General features: G+C 36.1%; 4 protein-coding genes and 1 pseudogene. 3 read left to right on the forward strand and 2 right to left on the reverse strand.

Annotation, left to right across the window (positions count from 1 at the left end):
• The first annotated feature begins 1,734 nt into the window (after positions 1-1,734).
• The 3 genes from NNJ85_RS02135 to NNJ85_RS02145 are packed head-to-tail and all read left to right on the forward strand — an operon-like array spanning position 1,735 to position 4,514.
• The gene (locus NNJ85_RS02135) at positions 1,735-2,478 is read left to right on the forward strand and encodes a creatininase family protein (protein ID WP_254473176.1); all 744 of its coding nucleotides are present in this window, start codon (positions 1,735-1,737) and stop codon (positions 2,476-2,478) included.
• Between the two features lie 21 nt (positions 2,479-2,499).
• Positions 2,500-3,531, forward strand: coding sequence for a GTP-binding protein (locus NNJ85_RS02140; protein ID WP_254473178.1), 1,032 nt, complete (start codon positions 2,500-2,502; stop codon positions 3,529-3,531).
• Positions 3,532-3,542: 11 nt separating this feature from the next.
• Positions 3,543-4,514, forward strand: coding sequence for a WD40 repeat domain-containing protein (locus NNJ85_RS02145; protein WP_254473900.1), 972 nt, complete (start codon positions 3,543-3,545; stop codon positions 4,512-4,514).
• Between the two features lie 1,270 nt (positions 4,515-5,784).
• Here the strand turns inward: NNJ85_RS02145 and NNJ85_RS02150 are convergent.
• A complete protein-coding gene (locus NNJ85_RS02150; RefSeq protein WP_254473180.1) occupies positions 5,785-9,123 on the reverse strand; it encodes an autotransporter outer membrane beta-barrel domain-containing protein in 3,339 nt (1,112 codons plus the stop codon).
• A 955-nt stretch (positions 9,124-10,078) separates the two neighbouring features.
• A pseudogene (locus tag NNJ85_RS09720) lies at positions 10,079-13,379 on the reverse strand (autotransporter outer membrane beta-barrel domain-containing protein).
• Positions 13,380-13,588 lie beyond the last annotated feature (209 nt).

Below are 13,588 nucleotides of genomic sequence, written 5' to 3' on the forward strand. Positions count from 1 at the left end.
TATAATACATTATGTATTGCATGTAAAGATATAAAAACAACATAATTTAAATTTTAAACATAAATACTGATGAATTCAAAATAATAACAACAATACTAGAAAATTTCTAAACAGCCCATTTAATAAAATTTACTTTAAAATCAAATGACTATAAAACACGGCGAACACAATTGAGCATCGCCTCACATTACAAAAAATCTTATCAAAGTAAGATATACTATTCAACTATTATTACCTAATATTTTAAAAATATTCATGAAGATCAAGAATATTTTCTTATTTTTACAATAGAATCATTTATGCTCTTAAATTAAGAGGACAAAAGTAATATTTTTTATCAATATACTTCAAAATAATAAAAATTTATCAACTTTCACAGAAAAATAAAGCTTAAAAAATAAATTCATTTAAAAAATATAGACTATAAATTTTATAAATACACTGAAATGACAATAAACTTTAAAAATATCAATATAAAAATACTTGTCTATTATCGAGATCAGAGAAAGATGGAAAGCTCTTCAAGGATCCTTTATTATATCTTATATCACTCATCGATATGGCACAGGTTTACTCTCGAGAATGTCGAGCAATAAAATCGCGAGCAAATAAAAACAGCGATCTAAAATAAATATATTTTCATCAATAAACCTTAAAAGTCTATCCTATTTTTAAACAAAATGCTTATAAAGCATAAAAGATTCATCAAGAACTCTATTTTCAAAATTGATAAAATGCACTTATAAAATGAATCAACTTATTAGATTTACAAAAACATTATAAGCAACATAAAAGCGCTAGAAAACTACCTAAAACCAAATACTAAGATATTCATGAAAAATAAGATTATTCCCCAAAATGCTGAAAAAAAACTCTCTTGCCTAACTTTCATAAAAGTTAGCTAATTTTTTTCTTTAATAGGATAGATCACAGCCCTATCTATATTTCGAGCTACTATATTTTTCTCTTGATTAGTAAAAAAATTCTCTTTGAAAGAACTCTTTCGCAATATCTATACGACTTTCTGCACTTGTGAAAAAAAGAATAGATGCTATAAAAATATATAAATAAAATTTAGTTTTAAATATTTTAAACATAAATTTATATTACCATATTTTTATTTAAATAAAAAGTAAAATAATAATAAAAACTGTAAAAATAAAACTTATTTTCTAACAATTTATTTTTATACATACAATAATATATATACTATATTTAATATAAGCGTGATTAAAATTTGAATAAAAAATCTTATGATTTTAGAGACTTTATTCAACATGAAAAAATAAACACTCTTTATAAATCAATATAGTGTCATTATGTAATTTCATCTCATGTAAATTCTTCTCATTATATTCACTTTTTCTTCATGAACACTAAAATCTGTTAAGACTCTTCAAAGTAAAATGAGTACAAAAATATTTCTATTCTTTTGTAAGACATCTATATAAACTTGAATTCAAAATGCAAAAATCCTGATTGAAACAAAAGGACACAATCAAAAATGCTTACAGAAATTACCGATCTTTAAAATGGTTGCCGCATATTACTTCAAAAATTGAATTGGCTTTTCTCAAGAAAACCTTGCACTATTTTTAATAAAGCTCTCATTTTTAGAATTTCCCTATGAATGTAAAAATACACCTATTTGCGTTTCTCTTATAGATAGATTAAATAGTGATAGCATCTTTGATCGCTTTAATCTGTATGAACTCCTCTTTTGGGCAATAATTTATGGTATCTAACACACCTTTTCTCGCTCTTTTACCTTTGGGCGCACATGAATATCATGGAGAGCACCTTCCCTTTGAAACCGACTGGATTATTGCTGAAGCTTTTGCAAAAGCCCTCACGTTAGAAACAAAAGAACAATTTCATATCACCCTTTTACCTGTTGAAAAAATTGGCTATTCTATAGAACATATGGATATCATAGGAACACAAACCCTAACCTTTTCTGATGCGATTAAGCGCTGGATAAAGATTGGTGAAAACTGCTATCATAAAGGGATCAACCGTCTTCTTCTTCTCAATGCTCACGGAGGCAATTCACCTTTAATGAGCATTGTTATCACCGAATTGAGAAGGCGCCTTTCCATGCTTGCTGTAGCAACAAGCTGGAGCCGTTTTGGTTTGCCAAAAGGTCTGATAGAACCTTCTCAACAGCCTCTTGATATCCATGGTGGTTTTATCGAAACCTCTCTCATGCTCTATTTAGCCCCAGAAAAAGTCCATATGGAAAAGGCAAAAAATTTTCATAATAAACAAGCGGATATGATTGCCAATTATCGCCATTTACGCGCTTATGGTCCTCATGCTTTTGGCTGGACAATGCGTGATCTCAACACGCAAGGTGCAGCAGGAAATGCAAGCAAAGCAACCCCCCAAGCTGGGAAAGCAATCTTTTCTCATGTTCTTTCTCAGCTTCGTGATTTACTTGATGATATCAAGCGATTTAACATAAACACATGGCAATAAAGAAGAATAAAAGGTCTCTCCATGGAAACGACACCCCCAAAAAAACTTCCTGTTACGGTTCTCACAGGCTATCTTGGTGCAGGAAAAACCACCCTTCTCAACCGCATTCTCAGTGAAAATCACGGCAAGCGTTATGCTGTCATTGTCAATGAATTTGGTGAAATTGGGATTGATAATGACCTGATCATTGAATCAGATGAAGAAATTTATGAAATGAATAACGGCTGTGTTTGCTGCACTGTGCGGGGTGATCTCATTCGCGTTCTGGAAAGTTTGATGCAACGCTCTCATCGATTTGATGCAATTATTATAGAAACAACAGGGCTTGCTGATCCCGTTCCTGTTGCACAAACCTTTTTCATGGATGATACTGTCCATGAAAAAACAACACTTGACAGTATCATAGCGGTCGTTGATGCAAAGCATTTGCCCTCTCAACTGAAAAACAGTCGTGAAGTTGAAGAACAAATTGCCTTCGCAGACATCATTCTTTTAAATAAGATTGATCTTGTCACGGCACAAGAGCGAGCCCATGCAGAGTCGCTTATTCTTGCCATTAATCCTCGTGCTATACTCTATACAACACAACGCACCAATATTCCTCTTGATAAACTTCTCAATCGTGGTTTCTTTGATCTCCAACGGACTCTAGACCATGAGCCTCATTTTCTTGACCACGAACATAAAAACCAACCTGAAGATCATGTATGTGGTCCCGACTGCCATCACGACCATCATCATCACACATCCAGCATTCATGATATTACCATCACTTCTATAAGTTTAAAAACAGGCCCCCTGCAACCAGAGAAATTTTTTCCTTGGATCCAACAGCTTACGCAGCGACAAGGACCTGATATTTTGCGTCTTAAAGGCATTATTGCTTTTCAAGGAGATGATGATCGTTATGTCATTCAAGGCATTCATATGCTTCTTGAAGGACAACACCAACGTCCATGGCGTGAGGATGAAAAACGAGAAAGCCGCCTTGTTTTTATCGGACGCTCTCTTGATGGCGAAAAATTAAAAACTGATTTTGAAAATTGCGCATAAAATGAATGACAATGCCAAACATAACCCATTATGATCTCCAAAGTTACTGCCTTTCCTGTGGTTTTATAGGCAATAAACCAGCCTTTGTTTCTGTGGAAGGTTTGATTGTTTTTTTAACTCCAACCCCGCAAGTCTTTGAAGTTCACAAAGGAATAATTTCAAGTCATTTTTCCCATGACAATACTGCGATCATCACAGGAGGAGAAGATGGAAAAGTCTGTCAAACAACAGTAGGTGGTCACACAGAACTGCTCAGTCAAAAAGAACGCAAATGGATAAATAACGTTGCTTTTGGTCCCCAAAAAGCTTTTGCCTTTTCCTCTGCACGTCTTGCATTTGTACATGTGGGAAAAGAACAACAAGAGCTCCCACATGAGCACAGTATAGAAGGTTTGGCTTTTTCCCCAAAAGGTTTACGGCTTGCCGTTGCTCATTACAATGGCGTTACGCTTCATTGGCTCTCAACACAAACATATCCCACTACATTGGTATGGAAAGGCGCTCATTGTGGTGTTACCTTTTCACCAGACAACCGCTATGTCATTTCCACGATGCAAGAAAATGCCTTACACGGCTGGCGTCTCACCGATCATCAACATTTACGGATGAGTGGCTACCCAAGCAAAGTCAAAAGCTGGTCTTGGAGTGCAAAAGGAAAATGGCTCGCAACATCAGGTGCTTCTGCTGCAATTGTTTGGCCCTTTCATACAAAAGATGGCCCCATGGGAAAAACACCCTTAGAACTTGGAACACGAGCAAATGCACTTGTTAGCACCGTTTCATGCCATCCAAGCAAAGAAATTGTCGCCATAGGCTTCAATGATGGAATGATTTTAGCGGCATATTTTCGTGATGGAAAAGAAGTCCTTCTAAAAGGGTATGGGAAAAGCGCTATTTCAGCACTCAATTGGGATCAAACAGGGCACAACCTCACCTTTGGCAGTGAAAATGGTGAATGTGGTATGATCAATATCACTGATTAAGCCAAGCACCAACAAGTACAAGCATCCCCGATAACAATACCCACGCAATTCTCTAGAAATCTGAGCCCTCACCCATCTCTAGAACTCACAGAAATCTAAACACCCTCCCCAAAATCCCCAAAGTCTTTATAATCATGAAGCCTTCCATTTTGCTAGCTCCTCCTTTTAGACAAGAAAAGACCTCTTTATTCCTACGATCAAAAGAAGGAAACTCAACACTATTTTTCCAAATAAAATTTTTTGACCGCCGCTTTATACCCCAAAAAATAAAATTCTCTACCAGTTCTGATCGACAATCCGTTTTTTTCTAGACATATCAAATTGATTTAATAAAGGGTGTTCATTGTTTTACACGTAAGAATGAAAGCCCTTCAAATCATAAAATTCTCTCGATTCAAATCTGTTTATATTGAATCAACCAAAACCATTTGCTTGTACATGACAAACAGAAGAAAGCCCGTATCAATACAAAACATTTAAGAAAAGACTAAAAATACTTCTTATAAATATTTTCGAGTGCTAAAGTCACCGCAATATTGGAATCCTAGAAAATAGAATGACGATGCCCACTTATTAGAGCAATAACAATACTCTATATCTTATAAAAGTTGCTCTTTGTCTATCATTTGCAAAAAAGAAACAACACCCCTAAAAACACGATCAAGCATCCTTTACTTTTTATGATCATTTAACCTCAAATTCTTTCAGTCTTTTCTAAAAAGACAAGTATTTCTCTAATATCCTCAAAGAAACATCTTAAAAAAGAAAATAAAAAATATACATATTGACGGATATAAACATGAATACAGTTTATATTTTCTTCTTCTCTAAAATAAAATTCAAAACAATGTATAAAGATCACAAAATCTCAACGTATGATCTAAAAAAATGAATAAAGAAACGGACAAAAATAACCCTAAAAACTCTTAAGAAAAACGCCTAAAACCATTCTCAGCCCACTTTAATATTAAAAAAACAACCATCAATACCGCCTCTTTTGAAAGATTACGCAATCAAGCATTCAGTATAAAAGACTTTCACATTCATAATGAAATCTCTCCTCATATCACAACATTAAAACTTGTAGAAAATTTCTCATTACTTAGAAGAAGGCATCTTGAGTAACTTCAAGCATCAATCAAAGAAATCATTTATAATAACCTTTTATACTTTAAAAAATAACCATATATTGATGAAGAAATATAATTAAGAGATTAAAAAGGCAGAAAAATCTTCTGCCTTTCATATAAAAATGTACAATGGACCTCTTTTAAAAACGGTAGCGCAATCCAGCAGAGAAACTCGCACCAGAAAACCCAACTTTTTTAAGCCGATGCTGATAACTGACATCCCCATGAAGAGAAAGTTTTGAAGAAAGACGCGCATTAAATCCAAACCCTGCTTCCAAAGAAGAACCAAAAGAACCTAACTGAAAATCATCTTTAAAAGAAACAAATTGCTTATCTTCAAAATTATGCAAATAAGAAAACTTACTATAAAAAGAAACCTCTCGTCCCTCTTCCACAACACCAAGCGTCTTGCTTAAACGCCCACCAACACGCCCCATCCATTGATGAAATTTCCCCAAATCAACATCAATATGGTCAACATCATATGCCTGATTAAACTGAAGATGCTGATATATAACCTGAACCTGTGGATCAAAAACAACACCTTTATAGCCTATTGCAAACGTTTTGCCACTCGTTAAAGATCCACTAAACTGTTTTCCCTTTAACGTCAAAACCTTGCCTCGTGCAAGCGTCAAAATATCTCCCTTAAAAAAACCATAGGATAACACCCCATCGATATAAAAACCCGTATCATGCTGTAGACTTCCATAGGCTCCAATAGACCATTTCCCCAATGAGCTTTTTGTGCTTTGTTCAACATTCTGCGGTGCTAGAGAAAGATTTCCATAGTTTCCCAAAGCTCCAAAGAATGTACGCGTATATAAACTCTCAATCTCGTTTAATAAAATACCTGCTTGGAACGCATCATAATCAAGCTCAGCACCATAGCCATATTCAAAATCAGATAAATTGGAAGCATAATGATGACTTGCCCCATAAGCATGCAGAAAAAAGGCGGTGTTTTTATCATCTCTTCCAAAAGAATAAAAAGCACCCCGCATTGTCTCTAACATCTTATTTTGCGTAATCATCTCCATCAACCCCGCATGGAATAAAGCATTTGGCAAAAGGAGATAAGTTGGCAATTGAGGCACAACAGCTCTAATTCCTTGTTCAGTCCGCCCATCAAACGGGACAGAAAGATGAGACGAAGGCTCAACAGGAGCAGAAGGTTTAGAAGGCTTTGGTTCAACGGGGAGAGAAGGAGAAACAGCATCTGTAGATGAAGGAACGATCGGAACAGATGGCTTAGATGGCATAACCTCATCAGTAGAAGTTTCAACGGGAACAGAAGGCATAGGCACAATAGAAGGATCCTCTGGAACCGTTGGTACAGAAGGAAGCTCAGGAAAAACAGGTTTAAAAGGAGTAAGTGTAGAATCCGTAGGAGAAAATGTTTCAGATGGTTCAGATCCTTCCGGCAAAGAAGGTGTAGATGGTATAAGGGGAGGCTCAACAGTAGGCGGTTGTTCAGGCGAAATAGTCTCTGTTGGTCGCTCAGAAGGGATTTTTTCTTCTTCGGATTGAGGAGGAATAACCGTAGGCGTCGGTTTAGAAGCAGATTCAGAAGAATCTAACTCAGAACCAATGTAAACACTTTCGAGACGAAAGTCCCAAAAATCCCCTTTCCCTGCAACCAATCTATTTTTGGGATCTGCATTTCCAGCAGAAGAACTTGGACCATAGCCACGAAGTTTATATTGATAAGGAAAACCATTTACCGTCGTATAACTGTTGAGTAACTTAAAAGAATTTTCCTCTGCCGTCCCTGCAACTTGAATAAGTGAAACACTTTGACTCCCTTCACTGCCCGCTTCTTTATCTGAAGTTTTTTGAAATTTTTCCATCCCAATGAGGGTGGTTCCCACAACATCCCCATAGATCAAAATGCGATCCGTTTGTTGAGGATCAAATAGACCATCACTATTCATAAATGTGCTCATCTTAATCTGAGCATTTCCCTCCGCACTGTATACTTTATTGGACACGTCATCCATAGCAGCTGTTTTATTGTTATTGTCTAATGCATGAATATCGTCTCCATTGTTTATTTTGTTTCCAATATACAATGTTTGATAATCTTGAGAGACATATTTTTCAAAAACAACGGTACTATCCAAAAGGCTCAAAGTAGAAAGCGATGAAACCGTAAAGTCCGCTTCTTGTGAGCCTTGATATTTACTCTTAGTAAGATACCATGTTGAACTATTTCTCAACTGCAAATCAATATGAGACCTACTCTCAATGCGTGCTCCCCCTGTAAGAGTCGAAGAATAGGCTTGAACACGAAGAGAAGAATTATTTTCAGCTTTTAACAATAAATCACCAGAGACTTTTGTATTTTCCGATAATTCAAGGGTAGCTTCAGCCCCATAACCAGCATCTCCCGTACCATAAATGGCAATCCCCTCTGGAACTAAAAAATTTGTCTTTGATAACTGAACAGATGTCTTTTCCAGAGCAACGCCTTGCACTCCCAGAACTCTCATATTGCCCCATACATCATTGGAATCTAATCCATAAAAATACAGACCATAGGTTTCCTTCCCCTGAACAGAAATATTGGATTTTTCAATCTTAATATTCGTCTTCTTAAACGCATCAGCTAAATTAAATCCTTGCCTCAACAACCTATCTTCATTATTCACATTCCCTGAAGAACTTTTAACCCAAAAACCATGCATATCACTCAGTTCCATAGAACTATTATTCAATTGAACAAAACCACCTTGAGAGATATCAAAAGCTTCTGGTAATTTATTGACACTTTTCTCACCAACGATAACAGTTTTTTGTTTTCCTTTGCCCTGAATGACAGAACTATCGAAACTATACTCTCCCCCAAAAAGTGATAAAAACGGGCCTTTCCCATTAAAAATAACGGTACTCCCTGACAGCCTAATCTTTGAACCCAAACTGCTAATCAGAGCAGTCTCTTCTACACCATTCAATTCTTTTGGTGTCTTTTCTTGTGGTGTCGTTTCAATCTTGACACGCACTAAAGCAATATCTGTTTCTTTACCCAATGCAGAAATAGCGTGAGCCCCCCCCGTAATAGTGCCATCTGTCATGCGAATAACCGCACTTTCAGCATGAAGAGCAGGTATATTCTTAAAATTTGAATCTTTTAGATTAAGATGAGCTCCCTCTTTTGCTAATGCACCATAGCCGTATAATTCATCTGCGCTATCACCTGTAACAGTTATCTGCGATGCATCGACAACTGTACCTGCTTTTTCTACATATAAAGCTGAAATAGGAGTAGTAACAGAAATATATTGTTGAGAATATTTTAAATGATAAGTTTTATTTTTAATCGTATGTTTTTTACCATCATTGCATTTATAAAACTGAGCATTTGAATCACAGAGATTTCCTAAATTATGAGAATTTGCATTAACACTCACGATTGGCAAAAAAGAAACAATAGCCGTTGTGATAAATAAAAATCTATAATCTCTTAATACATTAATCATAATTCTATTCCCAATTTTTTCTTCCGCCCCCTTGACTTAAAAATAAAAAATACGCGCAATAACGCTCACTTAAACAAACGAATAGTGAGAAATATAAAACTTAGATATTCATTTTATATTGCATAAAACATTATGTGTCTTATATAAAATTCAGACTATATTTCATAGGTCCCTAAAAATGATAGCGTAACCCGTCTAAAAAAATCCTCTCCATACAATACAAAGTTTGAGGACAACTGCGCATTCAACCCCACTCCAGTTTCTAGAAAAGAACCCAAAGCCCGCAATTGGCATTGATCTCCAAACTGCACACATTGTTTTCATCTAAAACTAATGGCAATATGAAACTTTCCATTGAATATCATTGACCGTGTTCTTAACACTTCCAGTAACGGGAACTTATCCAAAACACTCTTCCATTTTTTCTTGTGCAAGTACCCCTGATGAAATTTTATCAGTGTTTTTTTACGGCAAAACCCCATCAATCTGCAAACTTTCTCTTTCCTCACCTTAATGCTTACCTAACCAAACTTTTTTGCCTTCGAAACACCAGAAAAACTGCTATCAGCAGTATCTGAACAAGTATCACGTCCCCCCCCACACACGCCTCAAAAGCATCACATGAATAGGACTTTAAAAGAAAACGACACAAAAGCTCCTCTTGCACATTCACATCTATATTATGCATAAAGAATAAAATAGACATCGTAAGAGCACATAAAGATACATGACGTTTTAATACTTCCATCATTATTGACTCTAAACTTCCCTTACTTCATCTTCATTAAAAATCGAAAAGACTCCCCACCTCATCGATAGATTATTCCTATTATGTGCTATCCGAATAATTTGTTTTGGATTATATGTAAAGTTAAAAACAGAAAAACAACACAATAAAATCATGTTTTGTACTTATAATTTTCACAAAGAGTGCATTATAAAGGAAAAAATGTAACTAAAAATGATAGCTTAATCCACCAGAAAAATGCGTTCCAGAAAAGTCAGCTTTTTTAAATTTATGCTTATAAATCAGATCGCTATGAAAAGTAATTTTGGGGGATAATTGCGAATAAACACTCAATCCAGCTTCTAAAGAAGAACCAAAAGAACCAAGCTGAAAAGCATCTTTAAAATACACAAATTGTTTATCATCAAAATTACGAACGAAATGAAGCTTACCATAGAATGAAAGAACCTGTGCATCTTTCGTTAATGTCAGTGTTTTAGTTAAATGCGCCCTAAAATACGCATTCCCCAATGATCTGGTCTTCGCATATCAATATTAAGATTATCAATATCACACGTGTTATGAAACTGAAGATTTTGATAAACAAATTGAACCTGTGGTTCAAAAATAAAACATCGACAACCTATCATAAATGTTTTACCAGCCGTTAAGGAAAAACTTAAGGGCTTGCCTCTCAATGCAGCCGTCTTACCTCGCTCACGTGTAAGAACATTGCCATTAAACAAACCATAAGAGAAGAGACCATCCATATAAAAAACCGTATCATGCTGCATACTCCCATATGCTGTGATTGTCCATTTATCAAATATACTTTCTTGACGTTGTTTCACCTTTCGAGGCAGCAAAGAAAGCTTGCCATAATTTCCCATAATCTCAAAGGATGTTGTACTGTATGCACTTTCAATTTTCTTAAGTAAAATACCTGCTTTTAGTGCATTATAATCAAGGTCGCTTCCATATCCATATTTCAGTGCAGACAAATTGGAAGTATAACGATGATGACCTCCGTAACCACGCAAAAATAAAGCCGGATTTTCATTAGTTTTCAATAATCGACGAGAAAGAGTTCGCAGTGTTTGCAACTGCTTATTTTGATAACTAATATCCACCAATCCAGTATGAAACAAGGTATTTGGCACAAGAATATAAGTCAAAACCTGTGGAACAACGGCTCTCACATTTGGCTCAAAATGAGAAGAAAGTTCAAAAACAGGGGGGGGATAACAGAGGAATCAGATGCAGATGACACAACAGAAGAAGGTGGAGCAACAGATGGTGGGATATATGAACCAGATACAGGAAGAGAAACAACAGAAGGAGTGTGAACTACAGACGGCGATACAGATGAACTAGACGCAGAGAAAGAAACAACAGAAGGAGTACGAGCTACAAACGGCGATACAGGGGAACCAGACGCAGAAGAGACAACAGAAGAAGTGGAAGGAACAGACGGCGGGATAGGGTAACCAGATGTTGGCACAACTGGATGAGATTGAGTCATAACTGGAATAACAGGTGCAAGAGAGGGAGAAACAGGAGAAGGATTTGGAACATCCAGCATAAAAACATCGGAAGCATCAGATATAGTCTTAAGATGGGAATCCCTATCAGGAGAATCTACAGGAGAAGAAAGACTTGGCTCTTGAGATTTCTGCTGAGAATTAGGATCGATAACCTCCTCTTCACCTCCAGTCATATTAGGATGAGTTTTAGGAAAAGCAGGAACCTCATCAGAAACAGGAGGAACAACAGCATCAAGAACAGGAAAAATTTCAGTGGGATCAAGAGAGGAAGAATCAACCATTTTACTTTCAAGGCGGAAATCCCAAAATGTTCCAGTGTTTTTAAGCACTCTTTGATTGGAATCTGCCGTCCCTAAAGTAGAGCTTAGACCATAACTCTTAAGATGATACTGATAAGGGGAATTTTCAAGTGTAACATACCCGCCCTTTAACTGAAAAGAATCTTCAGCAGCTTGTCCATAAACCTGAATAATGGAAATCCCCCGATCATTACCGCCCTCTCCCGTCAATGCCCCTGGGCTTCCAGGAACCTTATAAACACCAACTGTTGTTTTTTCTGAAAGATCACCATTGATTAAAAGCCGATCCGTTTTCTGCTCTTCAAGCCTTCCTCCTTTATACAAATATGCATTAAGATAAAGATATGCATCACCGTGCGCTTTATAAACCGTCCCTGATCCTTTTCCAATAAGAAGTGTCTGATAAACATCTGTTGTCTTGGATTTGAGTTTCTCAAAAATAAGAGAACTATCCGTAATTTTGACTGACGAAATAGAAGAATAATCCCCTAACTTAGAACCAGACACATCAGAGTTTTGTAATTGTCCAACTTTTGGTGGTGATAAAATCCACTTTGAATCATTTTTTAACACTATCTTGGCTGTAGAACTTTCATCAACATATGCGCTTCCCTGTAAGGTAGAAGCATCAGCTTCAATTTTGATATTGGAATTTTCAACAGCTTTCAGAAGTGAATCGCCAGAAACTTTTGAATTTTGTAAGAGTTTAACAGAACTTTCGAATTCGCGGCTATAAACAGCTGTACTGTCTGGAGCTATAAAAGTTGTCTGGATCAACTGGACCGCTCCTTTACCAGGTATAATTCTTTTTGTCCCATCCAAAACAGCTTCCCCAAAAAAGTGCATGCCATGAAATGCATTCCCTCTTACAAAAACATTGGAATGTTTGATATGAGCAGCATTATGATTATTCCCTTGCAATACAAGTCCATGAGCATTATTAACATGAACATTGCCTTTCTGAGAATGAATTATACCTTTGCCCTACAGCATACTAAAAGCAGAACCTTCACGAGGTTTATCTGTATTTGTTGGCTGTTTCCCGTTTCCCCTAATAGAAACACCCTCTAAATTAATTTCTCCCTCTCCGCCTGTTTGAATGGCAATACCATCAGCAAAGTTAATTTTTCCTCCTTTCATATAGATTTTTGCCCCATTATGACTCAAAAGAGCTATCGCACCAGCAGATGTCTTAATCTCTGTTTTGGTCAAAGAAACAAATGACTTCTTACTCGAAACACTGATCCCCATTCTGGTTGCTTTAATCACCCCGTTCTACATTTCAAAAGCGCCATCCTCGTCAATATCAGCCCCTATCGAAACGTTATTTAACATGAAGTCGAACAGAGCAACACCTCCCCCCTTTGAGGTTTTTACAGCTGTTGTCCAAACGCCCGTTCCGGAATGGTCACTTGCATTCGAAACACCGTTAATGATTATAGCCTTTCCTTCAACGAGGGTATTTTCCCCGGATGCCTCTAAGGTTGCATCCAAACTTTTACCCGTGAGTTGATAAGTTTTCCCAGAAATTTCATGCGGTTAACCATCGTTACAGTGATAAAATGAAGCACTTTCATTACAGGAATATTGCTTCTTCTGAGAAGAAACTTCACCAGCATCAGCATTGTGTACAAAGAAAAAAATAACAGCTGTAAAACGACATAAAGAGAGATGATTTTTAAGCATAATTTTCTACAAACTTTCTTCCCCTTCTCTAAAAACAAAAAAAACACGCGCTCTATTTAACAACTTTGGCTACGCGTGATAATTTAAAATACGTTTTATGTTTTATGTATCTACTTCACACTTTATGTAAAGCCATAATCTACAAATATAACAATTAAAATTGTATTATTTATAAAATAACGCGTAAAAATAGAGAAAATTATAGCCCC

It is taken from the genome of Bartonella sp. B1098 (assembly GCF_944896145.1).
Taxonomy (GTDB): domain Bacteria; phylum Pseudomonadota; class Alphaproteobacteria; order Rhizobiales; family Rhizobiaceae; genus Bartonella.